Consider the following 21,293-nt stretch of genomic DNA (forward strand, 5'->3'; position numbering starts at 1 on the left):
CCAGCATGACACGTAATACAAACCCCGCTTCGCCAACCAAGCCTCACAGCCCATCCCGCGCCTGGCGTACGATTGCTGCGATGCTGTTCAGCGTACTGCTGGCGCCGACCGCCGCTTTCGCTGATGCCACCGCACCTGCCGCTCCAGCCGCTGCCGAGCAGAATGCCGCCACCCCGGCTGCCCCAGCCGCCGCGCCAACCGCCACCGACCCGGCCCCGGCTGCAGCGCCTGCCGACGAAACCGGCGTTGTGCTGGAAGAAGACAACACACTGGGCATGGCACACGACCTGTCTCCGTGGGGCATGTACCAGAACGCCGACGTGGTGGTAAAAGCCGTGATGATCGGCCTGGCCATCGCCTCCATCATTACCTGGACCATCTGGATCGCCAAAGGCTTCGAGCTGCTGGGCGCCAAGCGTCGCCTGCGTACTGAAATCGTCCACCTGAAAAAAGCCACCACCCTCAAGGAAGCGAGTGAAACCGCGACCAAGAAGGGCACCCTGGCCAATACCCTGGTGCACGACGCGCTGGAAGAAATGCGCCTGTCGGCCAACACCCGCGAAAAAGAAGGCATCAAGGAGCGTGTCAGCTTCCGCCTGGAGCGTCTGGTGGCGGCCTGCGGCCGTAACATGAGCAGCGGCACCGGCGTGCTGGCCACCATCGGTTCCACTGCGCCCTTCGTCGGCCTGTTCGGTACCGTGTGGGGCATCATGAACAGCTTTATCGGCATCGCCAAAACCCAGACCACCAACCTCGCCGTGGTCGCCCCCGGCATCGCCGAAGCCCTGCTGGCTACCGCCCTGGGCCTGGTTGCCGCGATTCCTGCGGTGGTGATCTACAACGTCTTCGCCCGTTCGATTGCCGGCTACAAGGCCCAGGTGTCGGATGCGTCGGCAGAAGTCCTGCTGCTGGTCAGCCGCGACCTCGATCACCTGCCTCCCGAGCGCAGCTCGCAACCGCACATGGTGAAAGTGGGGTAATCGGCCATGGGCCTGCATTTGAATCAAGGCGACGACGAACTCGTCGAGAACCACGAAATCAACGTCACGCCGTTTATCGACGTGATGCTGGTGCTGCTGATCATCTTCATGGTGGCCGCACCGTTGGCCACCGTGGATATCAAGGTCGACCTTCCCGCCTCCAGCGCCAAGCCGGCGCCGCGGCCGGAGAAGCCGATTTTCCTCAGCGTGAAGGCGGATCAACGCCTGTTCCTGGGTGAAGAAGAAGTCAAGGCCGAAACCCTGGGGCCGGTGCTCGACGCCAAGACCCAGGGCAAGAAAGACACGACGATCTTCTTCCAGGCCGACAAGGGCGTGGACTACGGCGACCTGATGAGCGTGATGGATGCCCTGCGGGCAGCCGGCTACCTCAAGGTAGGCCTGGTCGGACTTGAGACGGCAGCCAAGAAATGATCACGACGCGCCACAAACTGACGCGTTATGGCACCAGCCTCGCAGTCGTGCTGGGCGTGCATGCCGTTGCGATCATCATCGCGCTCCAATGGTCCGCGCCGCAGGCGATTCAGCTGCCGCCGGCCGCGATGGTCATCGACCTCGCGCCCCTGCCGGCGCCACCGCCGCCTCCGGCACCGCCCAAGGTCGTTGCGCCACCGCCACCACCGGTCGAAGAGCTGCCTCTGCCGAAGTTGGCCGAAGCGCCCAAGCCAACGATCCAGGTGCCCAAGCCGGTCAAACCCAAGCCCAAGCCCCAGCCGCCCAAGCCGGTGGAGAAGAAGCCCGAGCCGCCCAAGGAAAAACCTTCCGAAGAGCCACCGAGCGACACGCCGCCGAGCAACGCGCCTGCGCAAAAATCCGCGCAGCCCGCCCCCGGCCCATCGGCACAGCAGCTTGCCGCCCAGGCATCCTGGCAAAGTACCCTGCTGGCACACCTGCAGAAGTACAAGAAGTACCCGCCAGGCGCGCAGCAGCGTGGCAAGGAAGGCATGAACCGCCTGCGCTTCGTGGTGGATGGCGAAGGCAATGTGCTGTCCTATGAGTTGGAGGGCCGCTCCGGCAACGCCGACCTGGACCGCGCGACGCTGGACATGATCCGCAAGGCTCAACCCTTGCCCAAGCCGCCAGCCGACCTGCTGAAAAACGGCAGTGTGGAACTCGTCGCACCGTTCGTTTACAACATCGACAAGCGCCGCCGCTAGCCGGGCACTGTGGGAGGGGGCGTGCTCCCTCCCACAGTCGGCTTCAGCGAATCAGCAAAATTACCGACAGCCCCCGCTCAATCCCCAGCAAAGTTCTGATAACGTGCGTCTATCGATTGCAGCCGGTATGCTTGGCCCGCAACTTCATGGACGCCCGCTATGACTCTTACAGAATTACGCTACATCGTGACCCTCGCCCAGGAACAGCATTTCGGCCACGCGGCCGAGCGCTGCCACGTCAGCCAGCCGACGCTGTCGGTGGGTGTGAAGAAGCTTGAAGACGAACTCGGTGTACTGATTTTCGAGCGCAGCAAGAGCGCCGTGCGCCTCACCCCCGTGGGCGAAGGCATTGTTGCCCAGGCCCAGAAGGTGCTGGAACAGGCGCAAAGCATTCGTGAACTGGCCCAGGCCGGCAAGAACCAGTTGACCGCACCGCTCAAGGTCGGCGCCATCTACACCGTCGGCCCCTACCTGTTCCCGCACCTGATCCCGCAACTGCACCGCGTCGCGCCGCAGATGCCGCTGTATATCGAAGAAAACTTCACCCACGTACTGCGCGACAAACTGCGCAACGGCGAGCTGGACGCGATCATCATCGCCCTGCCGTTCAATGAGGCGGATGTGCTGACGCTGCCGCTCTACGATGAGCCGTTCTATGTGCTGATGCCGGCCTCCCACCCGTGGACCAAAAAGGACAGCATCGACGCCGGCCTGCTCAACGACAAGAGCCTGCTGCTGCTCGGTGAAGGCCACTGCTTCCGCGACCAGGTCCTGGAAGCCTGCCCCACCCTGACCAAGGGCAACGACGGCGCCAAGCACACCACGGTGGAATCCAGCTCCCTGGAGACCATTCGCCACATGGTCGCTTCCGGCCTGGGTATTTCGATCCTGCCGTTGTCGGCGGTAGACAGCCATCACTACGCCCCCGGCGTGATCGAAGTGCGCCCACTCACGCCACCGGTGCCCTTCCGCACCGTGGCCATCGCCTGGCGCGCCAGCTTCCCGCGCCCCAAAGCGATTGAGATCCTCGCCGACTCGATCCGCCTGTGCTCGGTGGCCAAACCGCCTGCTGCGAGCTAAGTAACGGTATGACAGAGCTGTCGCAGGTGCCGGTGACGGCACTCAAGGGTGTCGGTGAAGCCATGGCCGAGAAACTGGCCAAGGTCGGCCTGGAAAATCTTCAGGACGTGCTGTTCCACCTGCCGCTGCGCTACCAGGATCGCACCCGGGTCGTGCCCATTGGCCATTTGCGTCCCGGCCAGGACGCGGTGATCGAAGGCACTGTCAGTGGCGCCGACGTGGTGATGGGCAAGCGCCGCAGCCTGGTGGTGCGCCTGCAGGACGGTACCGGTGGCCTGAGCCTGCGCTTCTATCACTTCAGCAATGCGCAGAAAGACGGCCTCAAGCGCGGCACCCGCGTGCGCTGCTACGGCGAAGCGCGTCCAGGTGCGTCGGGCCTGGAGATCTATCACCCGGAGTACCGCGCCATTACCGGCGACGAACCGCCGCCGGTGGACACCACTCTCACGCCTATCTACCCGCTGACCGAAGGCCTCACCCAGCAGCGCCTGCGCCAGTTGTGCATGCAGACCCTGACGATGCTCGGCCCGCAAAGCCTGCCCGACTGGTTGCCGCTGGAGCTGGCGCGCGACTATCAACTGGCACCGCTGGCCGATGCGATTCGCTACCTGCACCACCCGCCGGCCGACGCCGATGTCGACGAGCTCGCCCTCGGCCATCACTGGGCGCAGCACCGCCTGGCCTTCGAAGAACTGCTGACCCATCAACTGTCCCAGCAGCGCTTGCGCGAAAGCATGCGCTCGCTGCGCGCTCCGGCGATGCCCAAGGCCACGCGCCTGCCCGCGCAATACCTGGCCAACCTGGGCTTTGCACCGACCGGCGCCCAGCAACGCGTCGGCAACGAAATTGCCTACGACCTCAGCCAGCAGGAACCGATGCTGCGCCTGATCCAGGGCGATGTGGGCGCAGGCAAGACCGTGGTCGCCGCCCTCGCAGCCTTGCAGGCCCTGGAAGCCGGGTACCAGGTCGCGCTGATGGCACCGACGGAAATCCTCGCTGAACAACACTTCATCACCTTCAAACGCTGGCTCGAGCCGCTGGGGTTGGAAGTCGCGTGGCTGGCCGGCAAGCTCAAGGGCAAGAACCGTGCAGCCGCCCTCGAGCAAATCGCCGCTGGCGCGCCCATGGTGGTGGGCACCCATGCATTGTTCCAGGACGAAGTGCAGTTCAAGAACCTGGCGCTGGTGATCATCGACGAACAGCACCGCTTCGGCGTGCAACAGCGCCTGGCTCTGCGCCAGAAAGGCGTGGGCGGGCGCATGAACCCGCACCAGTTGATCATGACCGCCACGCCGATCCCACGCACCCTGGCCATGAGTGCATACGCCGACCTCGACACCTCGATCCTCGACGAACTGCCGCCCGGCCGCACGCCGGTCAACACCGTGCTGGTCACCGACACGCGGCGCGTCGAAGTGATCGAGCGGGTGCGCGGCGCCTGCGCCGAAGGCCGCCAGGCGTACTGGGTGTGTACGCTGATCGAAGAGTCCGAAGAGCTGACCTGCCAGGCCGCCGAAACCACCTATGAAGACCTCACCAGCGCCCTGGGCGAACTCAAGGTCGGGCTGATCCATGGCCGTATGAAACCGGCCGAAAAAGCCGCGGTGATGGCCGAGTTCAAGGCCGGCAACCTGCAATTGCTGGTGGCCACCACCGTGATCGAAGTCGGTGTGGACGTGCCCAACGCCAGCCTGATGATCATTGAAAACCCCGAGCGCCTGGGCCTGGCTCAACTGCACCAATTGCGCGGCCGCGTCGGTCGGGGCAGCGCCGCCAGCCATTGCGTGCTGCTGTATCACCCGCCGCTGTCGCAGATCGGCCGCCAACGGCTGGGCATCATGCGCGAAACCAACGACGGTTTTGTCATTGCCGAAAAAGACCTCGAATTGCGCGGTCCCGGCGAAATGCTCGGCACCCGCCAGACCGGCCTGCTGCAATTCAAGGTCGCCGACCTGATGCGCGATGCCGACCTGCTGCCCGCCGTGCGCGATGCAGCGCAAGCGCTGCTGGAGCGCTGGCCGGAACATGTCAGCCCGTTGCTCAACCGCTGGCTGCGGCACGGGCAGCAATACGGCCAGGTCTGACGCCCCTCCCCCCTGTAGGAGCGAGCTTGCTCGCGAAAACCGCCCTGACGACGCGGTCATCCAGAATGCCAGCGTTATCGTTAACGATTTTCGCGAGCAAGCTCGCTCCTACAGGGGCCGCGCACCCGATCACAAACCAAAGTTAGTCAACCAACAGGTGTAACAAGCTGGTTATACTTCGGCGACTGTAAGAAATTGGATCAGGCCATGTCAGAAGTTGCCCTCGCTACAGCCCCACTGACCGCCCCGCCGGTCATTCGGGCGCTGCTCGCAAAGCTCGCCATTCCCTACACGGAAGTCATCGAACAGCCTGGCCTGAACCCTGCGCGAAAGGTCCAGGCGGTACTGCTCGAAGACGCCGTCGGCGCGCTCATGGTGCTGTTCCCCCAGAGCCAGTTGCTCGACCTCAACCGCCTTACCGAACTCACCGGGCGTCGGCTCACCGCTGTGGCGCCGGAGCGCGTTGAGCGACTATTGGGCACACATGAACTGAACCTGCTGCCGGGCCTGCCGCCACTCACCAGTTCGCCTTGCCTGTATGAAGGCTGCCTGCTCAACGAGCCGAGCCTGTTGGTGCATTCGGGCGAAGCCGGGTTGCTGCTGGAAATCGCCAGCGAGCACTTCAAGACCATGCTGACCAAAGCCAGCGCCGCGCAGTTTGGCGAGCCGCTGAGCAAGATTCGCCCCAACCTCGACCGCCCCAATGATGACCGTGAGGAAATCACCCAGGCGATGCAGGCCTTCACCGCCCGCCGTATTCAGCAACGCCTGGAAGCGACCATCGAGATCCCGCCGCTGGCCGATACCGCGCAGAAGATCATCAAACTGCGCGTCGACCCCAACGCCACCATCGATGACATCACCGGCGTGGTGGAAACCGACCCGGCCCTGGCCGCCCAGGTGGTGAGCTGGGCGGCGTCACCCTACTACGCTTCGCCGGGCAAGATCCGCTCGGTGGAAGACGCCATCGTGCGCGTACTGGGCTTCGATCTGGTGATCAACCTGGCGCTGGGCCTGGCCCTGGGTAAAACCCTGAGCCTGCCCAAGGACCGCCCGCACCCGTCCACGCCGTACTGGCACCAATCGATCTACACCGCCGCCGTGATTGAAGGCCTGACCCGCGCCATGCCCCGCGCCCAGCGCCCCGAAGCCGGCTTGACCTACCTCGCCGGCCTGCTGCATAACTTCGGCTACCTGCTGCTGGCCCACGTTTTCCCGCCGCACTTCTCGCTGATCTGCCGCCACCTGGAGGTCAACCCGCATGTGTGCCACAGCTATGTCGAGCAACACCTGCTCGGTATCAGCCGCGAGCAGATCGGTGCCTGGCTGATGCGCTACTGGGACATGCCGGACGAGCTGTCCACCGCTCTGCGCTTCCAACACGACCCCACCTATGACGGGCAGTACGCTGAATACCCGAACCTGGTGTGCCTGGCCGTGCGCCTGTTGCGCAGCCGAGGCATTGGTTCCGGGCCGGATGAGGCGATTCCGGATGCGCTGCTTGAGCGTCTGGGCTTGAGCCGTGAGAAGGCTGAGGAAGTGGTCGGTAAAGTGCTGGATGCCGAGGTGCTGTTGCGGGAGCTGGCTTCACAGTTCAGCCAGGGATGAATGTGTAGCCTGTCAGGCCGCTATCGGGGGCAAGCCCCCTCCCACATTTGATCGAGTTCCAGCGTTGGAATGTGGCCGAATGTGGGAGGGAGCTTGCTCCCGCTGAATCCAGCTCGGTCTCCCTGAAAGCCTACTTCTTTTTCTTCGGCTTCAAATACTTGGTCAACCCCTGGAACCAGATCACCAGCGCCGGGTTGCCCTTGATCTGGATCGACTTGTCCTGAATCCCCGTCATGAACGCCAGTTGCTTGTTCTTCGCCTGCATCGTGGCGAAGCCGTAGGCGGCATCCTTGAAGGCGATCGCAAACGCCGGCGCCGGGTGTACGCCCGAGCGGCTGGTGATGCGCTGGTCTTTGACGATGAAGTGACGGGCAACCTTGCCGTCGAGGGTCTGCAACTGGAAGGCCAGGTCTTTGTCACCCAGCTGCTGCTGGAAGGCGGGATTGGTGCGGCTGGCTTTGCCCATCATCAGGCCCAGCACCCACAGGAGAAGACGAAATTTCATGCACACGGCCTCGGTGTAATTATTGAGTGGCCGCAGCAGTGTAACGATTTGCAGGCAGAACGCCACCGATCTCGCGCTTTAGCAGGAGATCGGCTGGCGTTTAACGCTTATAGCAACATGTTACTTAAACGTTAGGGCAAGGCACCGGCGCCCAGTCGGCCAGGTTCGGATCACGGCAGCTGCCCTCAAGCTGAGCCTTGCCGGCGCTGGCGACCTGCTTGCTTTCAGCCTGCTTGGCCTGCACGGTCTGGATGCTCTTCTCGGTGGTCACCGCTTCTTGTGGCACCACTGGCAGCACTTTCTTTTTCGGCGGCTTGACGACTTTCTTGCCTTTGGCTGGCGGCGCGACCTGTGTGGTGTCGGCAGTGGCGACGGTGACCACATCATTACGCTGCACCCCCACTTGCTGCAGGTCTTTCTCGTAGGCCTGGGTGTAGTTGTTCAGGTCTTCGCTGGCTTTGCCGTTGACCGCAACGATCAGATCGTTGGATTCCTTCAGGCCTGCCACGATTTCCGCCAGGCGCTTGCGGCCTTCGGTATCGTTGACGGTCTTGGCCTTGCGGTCTGCCACCAGCTTGGTGAACGCGCTCTGATAGCACTGCTGCGAAGCCTTGGCATAGGCGGTGCTGCGGTCGATGTCAGAGGCGCTTTTGTTGAAGTCGGTGGAGTAGGAAGCAATGCGCTGGTTGTCATCGGCGATCTGCTTCTGACGCTCGGTGTAGTAGCCCGCCGCGCCGCCCGCCAGGGCACCGCCGGCTGCGCCGATAGCCGCGTTACGGCCGCGCTTTTCCTTGTCGCCGGTCAGGGCGCCGAGCAATGCACCGCCGGCCGCGCCAATAGCGGCGCCGCTCACGACTGACTTGGTCATGTTCGAATCGGTAGCGCGCAGGTGCTGCACCGGCTCGTAGCAGTTCGGGTAGTACTCGACTTTGGTGCTCGACGCGACCTTGGACGCAGGCGACGTAGCGCAACCGGTCAACACGGTGCTGAAACCAGCCGCGATCAGCAGCAGGTGACGCTTGGAAACCGACTTACGGGAAAAAAGCATAGGTGTGATCTCTATTAAGTTTGACTTGCCCAGCACGGCCCACCGCCGTCTGAGTCCCTTCCAAGCTCGCTGGACAGCCAACGATCAAGACCGCTGACCGCTCGCTGCGAGCAATTCCTTCAAGATCGTTGCCGGGTCGGCCCGCTGTTGCTTGCGGTAGTTGCCGACATGGCGAACGAACAGTGTTGCGCGCGTCACCAGGCTCTTGCCGAGCACCGGCTTGCGATCCAACTCTTCCTTGATCCGTTGAAACTGGGCCTGGATCACCGCATCGGTATAGCGCGTACCGGTGGCCAGGTTATCGATATAAATCGCCACCGCGCCATCCAGCGCGCTGCGCCCGTTGGCAATGGCCATGTCGAATAACTGCGCGCTGGCCGTGTCCTTGTTATCCACAGCCTGCTGGCGGCTCTTCTGCAGGTTGGCCAGGCGGATGTTGTAGTTGCTGATGGTCTCGGCCACCAACGCTGCAGACTGGATCAGGTTGCCCGCCGCTTCTTCGCGTTGCTGGGCGATCAGCGAAACGTTGCGCTTGAGTTCTTCGTTGACCAGCCCCAGTTCGGCTTGCAGCTTGGGATCAACGCTGGCGGCGATGATGCTGTCCAGGCGCTTGGTCGGGTCCTGAGCGTCGTCGATGGCGTCGGTCAGCGAGGCGAGGCGTCCTTCTTTCTGCCACTGGGCGAACAGTTCCTTGTAGCGCGAGCGCGGCGCCGACAGCGCGCCAATCGCCACGCGAAAGCCGGTGGTCTCGTTGCTTTGCTCGGTGCCATCGGCGCCAAACAGCGGGTACTCGCGGCGCATGCCGGTAAACAACGTGCCTTCGCCCTCCAGGTAATTGCCGCCCTTGACCACGAAGCCGCCATAAGTGCCCTGGCGGCGCCCTGCGTGCACCAGCTGGAAGGATTCCTGAACCATTTCCGCAGCGTTGCCGATTACATCGAACATACCGATCGGGTTGGGCAATTTGGTGCCGATGGGCATCAACCGCGCCGCCTGTCCGGTGCCTCCCGCAACTTGATTGAACACCGCGTAGTCGCCCAGGGGTCCGTCGTTTTCACTGCCCTCGATGCGGCGTGGAAACAGGCGCCCTTCCAAATCCTGACGACTCACCGCCTGGCCACCGCGCGCGGCGTACTCCCATTCGACTTCGGTGGGCAGGCGCACAAAGCCCAGGCCGCCGTCTTCGGCCGAGGCACCGCGGCCGCTCACCGGCAGCAACTCGCGGTGGTATTTCATCAGCCAGGCGCTGTACACCGCCGAGAAACGCTCGGCCTCGAAACGCGACAATTTCACTTTAGGCAAACGCCCGGCCATCCCCTCAGGCGCATCGCAGGCCGGAGCCGGTTCGCCGCTGGCCAGGGACTGCGCCTGGGACATCACTTGGGCGTACTGGCGGGCCGTCACTTCGTACTTGCCGATGAAGTACAGCATCGGCTTGAGCGGGGTTTTGGCGTCGGTTTTCGGCATCAGCGGCGCGATGATCTTGTTCCAGTCTTTCGGCAGATCCTTGAGGGTGAACTGGCCGTTGATGAAGTCGCGGCGATAGCCGGAAATAAACGACTGCTGGTAGCCCGCCTCGCCTTCGGCAAAGGGATAGCCGAGGCTGACTTCGCGGTCGTCCAGGGTGCCCTGGGCCAACACGTAGGCGTAGCGAAACACCATCTGGCCTTCGCACGGCAGCGGCAGGCTCACGTCGTCCGGCAACGGCTTGGGGTTGTCGAGCTTGTCGCTTGCTTCATCGGCCCAGGCCAGTGAGGCCAGGCTCAGCGCCACACAGGCGCCCAGTAACTTAAACATCTCTGATTCCTTCGCAAGACTGGATACGCGCCACTCGCCAACCCCCACACGCCGCCGCCACGGCGCTGACGCCGAGCACGGCAGCCAGGGCCAGGCCGTAGTGACGCGCCAACAGATGGCTGGCGTATTCGCCCGGCACCTGCACGAATAATCGGTTCAAACCCGCTTCGGCCAGCCCATACAGCCCGGCACTGAGCACCGCGGCAATACTCGCGCTGTACAGCGCCTGCAGCACCACGAACAGCAACAGCGCCGCGGTGGAAAATCCCAGCAGGCGCAACACTGACAACTCCCGTCGCTTACGCGCCACCGCAGCCAACGCGCCGGCGAAGGTCGCGGCAAACGCACCGGCCAGGGCCAACCCGCAGATGATCCAGAATACGATCGACAGGTTGCGACTCAACGACTGCACCTGGGCGATGGTCGGTGCCTGGGTCGACACCGGCAGATTCTGCCCGGCGAAATAGAGGCGCAGCGGTTCCACGTCGGTGAGTCCGCGCGCATACAAACGAAACGCCGGGTACACCCGCTGCTCGCCCACCGCCACGGCGTCACCCTCCCATCCCAACGCCGGCACTGCGCGGCCATCGCGATAATCTTCCACCGCCTCCAGCAACGCCAGATCCGCAAACAGCCCGTCACGCGCGAAAGCCTCCAACGGCAATACCGCCCGCACCTGCAACCGCGCTCGCTGGGCCTCGACGCGCCCGGCCAGTTGCCGCGCAAAGCGCGTCTCCAGCCAGTCGCCGGGCCGCGCCGCGAGCTTCTCGGCGGCGGTATGGCTGAGCACGATCTGGTCCAGACCCTCAGGTATCGGCAAGCCGACCAGCAGCGGGTCGCCCGGCGCGGTCGGCAGCATTTCCAGGACCAAGGCGCCCACCTGCGCGGTCGCCGCAATCTGCCGCGTACGCGGTATGGCAAACGCCACATCGCTGCGCTGGCCAAGCTGCTCGACGAAAGCGCTGCTGAATCGACCGCCGCCCAACGGAATAATTTCACGGGTAGCGGGGTCGGTCTCCAGGCGTTGGGTCAAACTGCCAACCAGTCCAAATTTCAGGCCAAATAACACCAGCAACGGCGCGATGACCGCCACCAGTGCCAGCACCGAGCAGGCCGACAGCCACGCATCGTTGCGGTAGTCCTGCCAGGCAAGCGACGCAACCAGACCGATGCGCATCAGCAGGCCTCCCCGAGCGTGGCCGTGACACCGCCGTCGGCATCGCGTCGGCAACCGATGCGGTGCACCTGCAAGCCGCTGGCGCGGGCCAAGGGTTCATCATGCGTGGCGATCACACAGGCGGCGCGGTGTTCACGGGCCTGGGCCAGCAGTGCCTGCATCACGCGCTCGGCATTGAGCGGGTCGAGGGACGCCGTCGGCTCATCGGCCAACACCAGTTGCGGTGCATGGGCCAGGGCGCGGGCGCAGCTCACGCGTTGGCGCTGGCCCACCGACAGCGCCGCCGGACGCTTGTCCAGTTGATCGCTGATTTGCAGCTGCTCGGCCAGGCGCGCCACGCTGCCGTCGTCCTTCAAACCCAGCAACTGCCGGGACAAGGCAATATTGCCGCGTACATCGAGAAATTCGAGCAGCCCGCCGGTTTGCAGCACATAGCCCAGATGCCGGCTGCGCAATCGGGCCAGGTCGGTCTGCCGGTCCGCGCGCCACAGCCCATCGATGTCGACCTGGTTGAGTTCGAACTGCCCGATCCGGTCCGGCGCCAGCACCAGTGCGAGCATATCCAGCAAGGTGCTTTTGCCGCAGCCGCTGGGCCCGACAATCGCCAACTGCTCACCCGCACGCACGTGCAGCGCCGGAATCACCAGGCTGTAGCGCTGGCTGCCGACGCCCCGGCTCTTGTGCACCGCGTTCAGGCTCAGCATCACGGCAACGTCGACAACGGCACGCGGTACAACGCATCGCCCGGCTCGGCATCGCCGAACCGCACCCAGTTGGCCAGGTCATTGTGGAAGGTCTCGTAGAGACGGATTTTCGAATCCAGCTCGTCGATAAAATCTTCCTGCTCGGCCACGCTCAACGACAACCACAGGTCCTGGGTCATGTTCAGCGATTTGCTGCGATACGGCAGCCCCTCCAGGTACTCGCCCAACAGGCCGCCGTCGGCCAGGTTGCCGCCCTTGCGCAGGGCTTGCGGGTCACGGCTCATGTAGGCCGACGCGCTGGCAATTTCCTGGAAGAAGTCCTTGGGCGAGCTTTGGGTCTTGCGCGCCGCATCGACGATTAATTTCAGCGACTGCTGCAAGTCGTTCAGCTGCAATTTGGTCAGCATCACGCACACCTGGAACGCCGGCAGCGCCGGGTTGGTCAGGTCGCGGTCGGCGGTCCAGGCGCTGACCAGTTGCGGTGCCTGGCTTGCGGTTTTACGGCCGAGGAAGTCCATGTGCATGGCATAGCCGACGGCTGCGGATTTGTCCGCCAGGCTCGGCGCGGCACTGAGCAAAGGCACTGGCTGCGGCGTGTTGCTGCGCACCTGATGCACGAGGTTGGCGAACACCGTGCCGATCTCATCGACACGCTCACCCAGCTTGCGTACATCGCCGCCCGGCACCGGCGTGTACAGGTCGCCGATCTGCGGGTTGGCGTCGGCGGTCAGGACGCGATACTGACTCTCGGCGCCGGCATGGGTTTTCTTGCCGGCATCGGTGCGCAGATGCAACGCGTAGATCTTGATCTGCTTGCCCAGCGCCGCCTGGCGCACTTCGGCTTCGTTCATCTGGGTGGCGGCGAACGGGTCGTTCTTGCGCAGCGCACCGGCATCGGAGACCAGCAGGATGATGCGCCCGCCGTAGCCGGACCAGTCCATGCCGTCCACCGCCTGCATCACGCCGGCAAACGCGTCTTCGTTGAACGAGTGGCTGGACACCGTCGAGGCCTTGACCTGCCGCGCCATGTCGAGGAAACGCTGCGGATCGCGGCCCTGATCAAGGGTGATCAGGGTTTTGGCCACGTATTCCAGGCCGGGGGTTTTCTTGATGCTGTTGCGAAAGCCCACCAGGCCGAAGCTGACGCTGTCCAGCTCGCCGCGCTCGGCGATGCGGGTTTGCAGCTCGTGCACCACGTCGCGCACTTGATCGATATAGGGCTGCATCGACACAGTGGTGTCGACCACCAGCACCACAGCGGTACGGAAGGCGTCGGCATGGGCACTGAGCGCGGGCGCCGAAGGCTTGGCGACCGCGCTGCTGCCAGGGTCGATGGACGCCACGTTGAGCAACTGCACCGGTTGGCCGTTTTCGTCGAAGCTCTCTTTGGAATCAAAAATCGGCAACAGGTAGAACTGGTCTTGCGGCACCGCGCTGGCGGTGGGTTCCAGGGCCAGGACTTGCTGGTTGTCCTCACGGTTACTTTGCGCCTTGGCCAACGCACTTTTCGCCGCAGCCGGATCGCCCAACAGTTTTTCCACCTCGCCGGACTGACGCAGGAACATCACTGGCGCACGCCCCGAGCGTTCGGTGAACTTGAGCACCAGGCTTTGTTTCCAGTCACTGACTTGGGAGGCGGGCAACCAACCGTCGCTGCGCCCGTCGGTAGCGGCGCCGACACGCACCCAAGGGCTGCCGTCGATATCTTTGCGCTGGTACACGTAGAGCACGGAAAACGCGGGTAGCGCCTCGCCCGGCGCGCTGCCCGCCTCGTTGGAAAGCTTGGCGCCGGGCTTGCTGAGCACGCGCTGGAACAGCGTTTTCTTGCCCGCCATCAGCAACGGTCGTTGACCACCGTCCACTTCAGCGACGGCTACGGGCGGCGTCACCTTGGGAACCACGGCAGCCGGCGGTTGGGCAGGCTCATCGCTACCGCTCAGCCACCAATAGCTGGCACCACCGATGGCCAGTGCCACCGCAACCGCCACCGCGGCCAATGCCAGCACCGGCCCACGGCGCTGTTCGGACGGGGCGTTGTGCTGCGTTGGCGTCACGACCGGTTGGCGCACTATCGGCTGCGGCTGCGGTTTGTCGGTGGGTATGTCGACGGTGACAGGGGTCATGCCCGCCAGGTCAAAACTCAGTGGAATCGGCAGCGGCCGCACCAGGGTAGCCTCCGGCGACTCCGCCGGCAGGTTGTCCAGGGCCAGCAGTAATGCGTCGGCATCCGCGAAACGCTCCGCCGGATCCTTGGCCAACAACTTGCGCAGCACCTCCTGGTAACGGCCGTGGTGCACCGGCAATTCCGGCAACGGCTCAGTCAGGTGCGCGAGCGCCGTCGAAAGCGCATCGGTTCCGCGGTACGGCAGCTCGCCGACCAGGATTTCGTACAGCACCACGCCCAGCGCATACAGGTCGGCGCGGCCGTCGATCTCCTGGCCGCGTGCCTGTTCCGGGCTCATGTAGCTCGGCGTGCCCACGGCGAAGCCGGCCTGGGTGAACTGGGTGCGGTCGTCCAGGGACTTGGCGATACCGAAGTCCGACAACACCGCCGTGCCATCGGCGCGGAACAGGATGTTTGCCGGTTTCACATCGCGGTGTACCAGCCCCTGTGCATGGGCATAACCGAGCGCCGAGGCAATCTGGCGGATCAGCGTCACGCCCTGCTCCGGGGTCAGCCCGGCGGCAATGCGCTCTTTGAGCGTACCGTTGGGCAGGTACTCCATGGCCATGTAATACATTTCACCGACATTGCCGATGTCATGAATGGTCACCGTGTGCGGGTGCGACAGGCGCGCCAGGGTCTTGCCCTCGCGCAGGAAGCGTTCGCAGAACGTCGGGTCGGCCGCCAGGGCCGCCGCCATCACCTTCAACGCCACCTTGCGTTCCAGCGAGCGCTGGGTCGCCAGGTAGACGTTGGCCATGGCGCCTTCGCCGATTTCGCCTTCGATGGCATAGCCCGGGATCTCGATGATCATGACGAGACCTTCACGACGATCGTGGTGATGTTGTCCGGCGCGCCGCGATTGAGCCCCAGGTGGACCAGGCTGCGCACGATTTCATCCGGCGCGTCATGGCCGAGCACTTCGCCAATCTCATGATCCTCGACGGTCTTGGTCAGGCCGTCGCTGCACAGCAGGTAGCTGTCGCCGGGGGCGATCAACAGCTCCACCGAGGCCACGTTCAGTTGCGCTTCCACGCCCACCGCGCGGGTGACGATATTGGCGCGTGGGTGCACGCGGGCATCGGCTTCGCTGAGCAGGCCGCTGTCTTGCAGGTCCTGCACATAGCTGTGATCGCGGGAGAGGCTTTCCAGCTCACCGTCGCGCAGGCGGTACAGGCGACTGTCGCCGGCCCACAGGCACACCCCACGCAAGCCGCGTGCGGCCAGCACCACCACGGTGCTGCCCATCATGGTCACGCCACGGTTGGCGGTTTCTTCGCGTACCGCCGCGTTGATGCGAATCAGGTCGTTGCGCAAGGCGGCCGCGTATTCGTCGAGGGAGCGCCCCACCGGTACAGCGCGCAAGCTGTCGACGATCAGGCTGCTGACGTAATCCCCCGCCGCGTGCCCGCCCATGCCATCGGCCACCACCCACAGGCGGTTCTCCGGCAGCTCCAGGCAAGCATCTTCGTTGACCTGGCGGACCATGCCCACATGGCTTTTGCTCGCGGATTTGTAAGTCGCCCCCATCTACACCACACCTTCTTGTCCGAGCAGAAACTGCGCAAAATCGCTGGCGGCAGGCAAGCCCTGACACCGTAATAAACCGGGAGAAATACGCTGCGAACCGCGTCCCCACCACAGGCTGGCACCTTCGCAGGCTTGTTCGGCCAGCGCCGTCATGCGCCCGTGGGGCACGGTGGCGGCCACGCGTTGCAGGCCGGCGAAGCGGCTGTCGAGCGCACGCGGCTCAGTCGTCGGCACGCCAAGGCGGTCGAGGCCAGCGCTGAAACCTTCAAACGTTGCGCCGCTGTCCAGGGTGCCGAGCAGCAGCTCCTCGGCCTGCTCGAACCACCCATCCGGCCCGCCCACCAGGGAGGCGGGGTTGGTGTCGTGATCGAGCAACACCACCACGGCCAGCGGAAAATACCGCCCGACCCGATCGATACTCGGCATCACCACACCCGCCGCCGCATCCGGTCCGCACACCCCGGGCGCCAAGACAAAGCGCCACAGCGGGCTGACCAGGTAAGCGTTGAGCCAGCCGCCGCCCAGGCTGTTCTGGCTGGCGAGCAGCCCCGCCGCCAGCCAGCTGTCCCAGGGGCCGATAAAGCTCTGGGGCAAGGCGCGGCTGACAAAATCACCACGACTGGCCAACTTGCCGTAGAAACCCAGCGTCGTCATAGCCGCTCCGGCAAGCTGAAGCCGCTGAGCACGCGGCTCTTGAACGGGTTGAAGGCGCTGTTGGCGCGCAATTCGTAAGCGATGCTCGCGCCGTCGACCCGCAGGCGCAGGTTGAAGCGGTCCGGCGAGTTGCCGGCGGTCAGGTCCGATTGCTCCAGCAGGCGGAACCAGGCCCACGGGCCGTCCAGCGTCACACCGGAACGCCCGCTGGCCGAGGGCGGCATGATGGAAATACGCACCACGCCAATGCTGCCGGGGTTCGGCCATTGCATCGCCACCGGGCGGCTCGGGCCGTGGTCATAGCTCAGTTGCTGGCCGTCGAGGTCCAGCAGGAACTGGGTGATGGTCGGGTCCATCGACACCGGCTTGAGTTCGAAGCGCACCACAGGTTGCGTGCCCCCGGACCTGAAGAACGCATCGCGAATAGCCGCCGCGCGCTGGAAGGTCTGCAGCACGCCCGGCGCGATACCGAGCTTCTGCGCCGCGCCCGGCTGCCAGCGCCAGGTCTGCGCCGAGGTATCCACATAGGGCTGCAGGTACTTACGGAAGTAGTTATCCATCACCCCGCCGACGCCGAAGAACTGGCCGAAGTCATCCAGGGTCGCGTCCCGCGCACTGCCGGGCGACATCGGATAGCGTCCGGCCAGGGACTGGCGATACACGTTGACCACTTCGCTGACCCAGGCCGCGTTCAACTGGTTACGCACCCCGCCCATCATGCTGTTGGTGGTGGAATTGACCACCGACTTGACCATGCCCTGCACCAGCGGCGGTTGGCGCTCGGCATTCAGGCTGACCCGCGTGGCCGCAGCCGCCGCCTGGTTCTTGGCTTCGCCGAGCAGCGCATCGCCGCTGGCACCCACCATGGCGCTGACCTGCACATACAGCGCATTCATGTCCGAGAGCAGGCTGTCGATGGCCGCCGGCTCGCCTTCGTTTTTACTGACGATGCTGTTGAGTTCGGCAAAGTGCGCGGTGACTGGATCATCCGCAGCCACCGGCGCATTCGCCGTGGGTTGTTCCTGGCCGAGCAAGCTGCCCAAGCGCTCCTTGAGCTTGTCGACACCGCCTTCCACCGGCACACCCTTGGCGGCCAGTTGACGCTCTTCGGCCTGCAGGTCGGTTTCCCTGGCCACCGCCACCAGCAGCTTTTTCAGCGGTGAGGTCGGCCCCGAGATAACCCGCAGCACGTCGGCGGCCTGGGCCACGCTGGTGATCGGCACAAAGTCGATGTCGGCGAGCAACGCGTCCCACTGGCGCTGATAGTCCTGGAAATACAGGCGGCGCACATCGGCGGCCAGGCTCACCACGTTCTGCTGGTCGGCCTGTTCCTGGCCCAGGACCCATTGCTCTTCAGCCAGGGTGCCAGTCTGGTTCAGGCTGCTCAACAAAAACGCCTGGCGATAGCCCTTGGCGGTGAAGAAACCACTCAACGGCTCGCCCAACGGCTTGCCGCTCTTGCGACTGAACACCAGCGCGGCATCACGGCCGGCCGCTTCGTTGAGGCGAAAGTCCGCAATACCTTCAGGCAGTTTCTGGCGCTTGACCCGGTCGTAGACACGCTGGGCCACCGGCAATTGTTGCAATTGGCGGCGCAGGTCGTCGATCAGGCGTGGGTCAAGACGCGCAGTCGGTGGGTGACGGTCAAACAGTGCCTGCAAGTGCCCGGTCAAGGCCTGGCGCTGATCGGCCGGCAGGTCGCGTGGCAGGTTGCGGTCCCAGTCGAGGGCGATCCAGGCCTTGATGAAGTCCGGGTCGTAATGCTCATTGTCGGCCAGCATCAGATAGGCCTTGAGGCCTTCGTAGAGGAAGTCCGAGTTGCCGCCGCCGTGCAGTTGTTCTTCGATGCGCGTGACCAGGCGCGGGGCGAAGACCGCGATCAGCAACTTGCGATAGACGCTCGCGGATTCGGCTTCGAGCATGTCGCCCTGGTACAGCCCCAGCCCTTCGGACCAGCTTGGCGAATCGCCGGCCAGGTGCTTCACCGCGTTGAGCAAAGGCAGCACGGCCAATACGTCACGCTGCGCCGGGCTCAGGTTCTGCACGGTCTGGCCCAGGGGAGCGACTTTCTGATCGACTTGGGCGATATACGCCTGGTTGGCGCGATAACTCACCCACCACAGGCTGCTGACCACCACCACCAAGGCCACCGTGGCCGCGAGGACACCCCGGGCGAGCCACTTGCGACGGAGCTCGACTTTCGGGTTCACCCCGACCAGGCCACGTTCGGCAAAGGCCACGGCGGTGAAGAGTTTTTCGATGAAGTAACTGCGCCCGGTGCCGCTCTGGCGCGCCAAGTGTTGGCGGTCCAGGTTCATGCTCTGGGCCATGGCGCCGATCAGACGGTCAATCGGGCTGCCTTCCTGGGTGCCGCTGGTGAAGTACACGCCGCGCAGCAGCGCACGCTCTTCAAAGGCATTGGGTTTGAACACGCCCTCGAGGAAGCTCTGCAGGCAGTCCTTCAATGCGCCGAACTGCTGCGGGAAACCGTAGATCAGGTCGCGCCGCGCCGGGTCGCGTTCCTGTTGCAGGCGTTCCACCAGGCGTTCGTTAAGACGCTGTTCCAGACCGGCGAATTCGCTTTGCAGATGCGCCAACGGGCTGTCGCTATGCTTGCCGTCGTCCAGGGCAAAGGTCATGCCCCACACCTGGGCGCGCTCTTCCTTGCTCAGGTTGTCGAAGAACTCCATGAAGCCCGGCACCAGGTCGAGCTTGGTCAGCATCAGGTAGATCGGGAAACGCACGCCCAATTGGGTGTACAGCTCCTGGATACGCAGGCGAATCGCGGCGGCATGGGCGGCGCGCTCGGCATCGGTGCCCAGCAGCAGGTCCGACAGGCTGATGGCAATGAAGGCACCGTCGATGGGCCGACGTGAGCGCTGCTTTTTCAGCAGGTCGAGAAAGCCCAGCCACGCGGCTTTATCCACCGTCGAGTTGCTGTCCTGGGTGGTGTAGCGACCGGCGGTGTCGAGCAGTACGGCCTGGTCGGTAAACCACCAGTCGCAGTTGCGCGTGCCGCCGACGCCGCGCACCGCCCCCGCGCCCAATTGCGCAGCCAGGGGGAAGTGCAGCCCGGAATTGACCAGTGCGGTGGTCTTGCCCGAACCCGGCGGGCCGATGATCACGTACCACGGCAGCTCATACAGATTGCGGCGTTCGTCGCCACCGAGCTTGGCTTTCTTGAGCAGCGTGAGGGCTTCGTCCATGCGCTGGCGCAGGGTCGACAGCTCTTCGGCGGTCGCGACGCTATCGGGGTCGGCCGGGGTTTCGGCGGCCAGGCTGCGCATCACTTCGGCGGCCTGGCGGCGCGCCTGGATGATGCGCAACACGCGGTAGGCCATCCACAGTGCAAACACCAGGATGATCAGCGCCCAGCGGCGTCCCTCGGGCACCAGCACGTCGAGCAACGGCCCGACAAACCAGATGATCAGGCTCAGGGCGATCAACCCCAGCACGGGGATCACCCAGCGAATCATGAAACTGAAAAACGCCTTCACTCGACGCCCTCCGCCAATACGGTGATTTCAACCCGACGATTGCGGGCACGGCCTTCGGCAGTACTGTTGGTGGCCAACGGCTCGGTGTCGCTGCGGCCTTCGGCGCTGAAGCGCTCGGCCTGGCCGGTCTTGGCCGCGAGGATCTCCAGCACCGACTTGGCCCGCGCTTCGGACAGCGCCCAGTTCGACGGAAAGCGCAGGGTGGCAATCGGGCGGTTGTCGCTGTGGCCGGTGACACGCACCTGACCCTTGACCTTGCGGATGGCGTCAGCAATGCGCAGCATCAACGGCTGGTAGTCGTCGACGATGCTGGAACTGGCGGACGCAAACAGTTCATCGCCACGAATCGTCACCACAGAGCGGTCCACCTTGTCTTCCACGGCTACGCGGCCGGCCTTGATGTCTTCGGCCAGGAAGCCGGCCAGGCGTGGCCGCTCGATCACTTTCGGTTGCGCCACCGGACGGTCGATGGCTTGCACCGGAATCTCGCCCAGGGCATGGATATTCTTGAACACCGGCTCGGCATCCGAGGCCAGCTTCATGCGCAGGCCAAACAGCAACGCCAGCAGCAGCGCCAGGCCGATCGCCAGCGCAATCCACGGCGGCATGAATTGCGCCAGGCGATCGCGCGCCACGGTCACGCCGCGCCAGTGCGGCGACAGCTCACGCTCGTGTTCGCCACGGGCATTGCGAATCGCCGCGGCAGTGCGCTCGCGCAAGGCTTCCAATTGACTGCGCCCGTCGGTCATCACGCGGTAGCGGCCTTCAAAACCCAGGCACATGCACAGGTACAGCAGCTCCAGCAGGTACAGGCGCTCCCGTGGGCTTTGCAGGCAGTGGTCGAGCAACTGGAAGACCTTTTCACCGCCCCAGGCTTCGTTGTGCACGGTGATCAGCAAGCTCTGTTTGCCCCAATCGCTGGTGCTGCCCCAGGGCGTACTCAGCACGGCTTCGTCCAGGGCAGTGCACAGCGCGTAACGGGCCAGCAGCACTTCGTTGCGCGCCACGCCGGCGGCTTCGGCGCGCTCTTCAAACTGGCGCAGATAGGCCAATAACTGCGCGCGCAGGCTGGCCGGCGCCGGGTGTGCAAGGGTGTTACGCAACCGCGTCAGCAAGGCCAGCAACGGGCCGGCGGCGCTTTCCAGCGGGTTGAGGCCCTGGCTTTTGCCGGTGAGCATCGGCGCGGCCGGCATCGACAAAGGTGCAGGTTCCGCGCGCGCAGGTTCGGGTGCTCGGCCGCCCGGGCGCGGCATGAACTGTGTGCGGTCATCATCATTGGGATGCATCGCG

At 64.5% G+C, this 21,293-nt stretch carries 16 protein-coding genes; 6 read left to right on the forward strand and 10 right to left on the reverse strand.

The window, feature by feature from the left end:
- Nucleotides 1-5: 5 nt before the first annotated feature.
- The 6 genes from exbB to BFQ04_RS26025 all read left to right on the forward strand — a co-directional run bounded on the left by exbB (nucleotide 6) and on the right by BFQ04_RS26025 (nucleotide 6,927).
- A complete protein-coding gene (gene exbB, locus BFQ04_RS26000) occupies nucleotides 6-980 on the forward strand; it encodes a tonB-system energizer ExbB (protein WP_065953246.1) in 975 nt (324 codons plus the stop codon).
- 6 nt (nucleotides 981-986) lie between these two features.
- The gene (gene exbD, locus BFQ04_RS26005) at nucleotides 987-1,412 is read left to right on the forward strand and encodes a TonB system transport protein ExbD (protein ID WP_003195519.1); all 426 of its coding nucleotides are present in this window, start codon (nucleotides 987-989) and stop codon (nucleotides 1,410-1,412) included.
- The gene (locus BFQ04_RS26010; RefSeq protein ID WP_057723307.1) at nucleotides 1,409-2,155 is read left to right on the forward strand and encodes an energy transducer TonB family protein; all 747 of its coding nucleotides are present in this window, start codon (nucleotides 1,409-1,411) and stop codon (nucleotides 2,153-2,155) included. Before exbD ends, BFQ04_RS26010 begins: the two co-directional genes overlap by 4 nt.
- A gap of 159 nt (nucleotides 2,156-2,314) precedes the next feature.
- Nucleotides 2,315-3,235 carry a hydrogen peroxide-inducible genes activator gene (locus tag BFQ04_RS26015; protein WP_057723306.1) on the forward strand — a complete coding sequence of 307 codons (921 nt, stop codon included), beginning with the start codon at nucleotides 2,315-2,317 and terminating at the stop codon, nucleotides 3,233-3,235.
- A gap of 8 nt (nucleotides 3,236-3,243) precedes the next feature.
- Nucleotides 3,244-5,319 carry an ATP-dependent DNA helicase RecG gene (gene recG, locus BFQ04_RS26020; protein ID WP_065953247.1) on the forward strand — a complete coding sequence of 692 codons (2,076 nt, stop codon included), beginning with the start codon at nucleotides 3,244-3,246 and terminating at the stop codon, nucleotides 5,317-5,319.
- 207 nt (nucleotides 5,320-5,526) lie between these two features.
- Nucleotides 5,527-6,927 carry an aminoacyl-tRNA deacylase and HDOD domain-containing protein gene (locus tag BFQ04_RS26025; protein WP_065953248.1) on the forward strand — a complete coding sequence of 467 codons (1,401 nt, stop codon included), beginning with the start codon at nucleotides 5,527-5,529 and terminating at the stop codon, nucleotides 6,925-6,927.
- A 130-nt stretch (nucleotides 6,928-7,057) separates the two neighbouring features.
- Here BFQ04_RS26025 and BFQ04_RS26030 read toward each other — a convergent pair whose 3' ends face one another.
- The 10 genes from BFQ04_RS26030 to BFQ04_RS26075 all read right to left on the reverse strand — a co-directional run bounded on the left by BFQ04_RS26030 (nucleotide 7,058) and on the right by BFQ04_RS26075 (nucleotide 21,289).
- Nucleotides 7,058-7,432, reverse strand: coding sequence for a hypothetical protein (locus BFQ04_RS26030; protein WP_003195530.1), 375 nt, complete (start codon nucleotides 7,430-7,432; stop codon nucleotides 7,058-7,060).
- 124 nt (nucleotides 7,433-7,556) lie between these two features.
- Nucleotides 7,557-8,480, reverse strand: a complete 924-nt coding sequence (tagQ, locus tag BFQ04_RS26035; protein WP_065953249.1) for a type VI secretion system-associated lipoprotein TagQ — start codon at nucleotides 8,478-8,480, stop codon at nucleotides 7,557-7,559.
- A gap of 84 nt (nucleotides 8,481-8,564) precedes the next feature.
- Nucleotides 8,565-10,277, reverse strand: coding sequence for a formylglycine-generating enzyme family protein (locus BFQ04_RS26040; RefSeq protein ID WP_065953250.1), 1,713 nt, complete (start codon nucleotides 10,275-10,277; stop codon nucleotides 8,565-8,567).
- Complete coding sequence (locus BFQ04_RS26045; RefSeq protein ID WP_065953251.1) at nucleotides 10,270-11,454, reverse strand: ABC transporter permease; 1,185 nt, start codon at nucleotides 11,452-11,454, stop codon at nucleotides 10,270-10,272. The genes BFQ04_RS26040 and BFQ04_RS26045 overlap by 8 nt, the downstream gene beginning before the upstream one ends.
- Complete coding sequence (locus tag BFQ04_RS26050; RefSeq protein ID WP_065953252.1) at nucleotides 11,454-12,158, reverse strand: ABC transporter ATP-binding protein; 705 nt, start codon at nucleotides 12,156-12,158, stop codon at nucleotides 11,454-11,456. The genes BFQ04_RS26045 and BFQ04_RS26050 overlap by 1 nt, the downstream gene beginning before the upstream one ends.
- Nucleotides 12,158-15,136 (reverse strand): serine/threonine-protein kinase, encoded by a 2,979-nt coding sequence (locus BFQ04_RS26055; protein ID WP_065953253.1) that lies wholly within the window; start codon nucleotides 15,134-15,136, stop codon nucleotides 12,158-12,160. Before BFQ04_RS26055 ends, BFQ04_RS26050 begins: the two co-directional genes overlap by 1 nt.
- The gene (locus tag BFQ04_RS26060; protein ID WP_065886928.1) at nucleotides 15,133-15,852 is read right to left on the reverse strand and encodes a PP2C family protein-serine/threonine phosphatase; all 720 of its coding nucleotides are present in this window, start codon (nucleotides 15,850-15,852) and stop codon (nucleotides 15,133-15,135) included. The genes BFQ04_RS26055 and BFQ04_RS26060 overlap by 4 nt, the downstream gene beginning before the upstream one ends.
- Nucleotides 15,853-16,506 carry a type VI secretion system-associated protein TagF gene (tagF, locus tag BFQ04_RS26065; RefSeq protein WP_065953254.1) on the reverse strand — a complete coding sequence of 218 codons (654 nt, stop codon included), beginning with the start codon at nucleotides 16,504-16,506 and terminating at the stop codon, nucleotides 15,853-15,855.
- Nucleotides 16,503-20,003, reverse strand: coding sequence for a type VI secretion system membrane subunit TssM (gene tssM, locus BFQ04_RS26070; protein WP_065953255.1), 3,501 nt, complete (start codon nucleotides 20,001-20,003; stop codon nucleotides 16,503-16,505). Before tssM ends, tagF begins: the two co-directional genes overlap by 4 nt.
- Entirely contained in the window at nucleotides 20,000-21,289 is a 1,290-nt protein-coding gene (locus BFQ04_RS26075; RefSeq protein WP_065953256.1) for a DotU family type VI secretion system protein, read from the reverse strand. Before BFQ04_RS26075 ends, tssM begins: the two co-directional genes overlap by 4 nt.
- Between the last annotated feature and the right edge of the window lie 4 nt (nucleotides 21,290-21,293).

This window comes from Pseudomonas sp. 37 R 15 (assembly GCF_900004865.1).
In the GTDB taxonomy this organism is placed as follows: Bacteria; Pseudomonadota; Gammaproteobacteria; order Pseudomonadales; family Pseudomonadaceae; genus Aquipseudomonas; species Aquipseudomonas fluorescens_AM.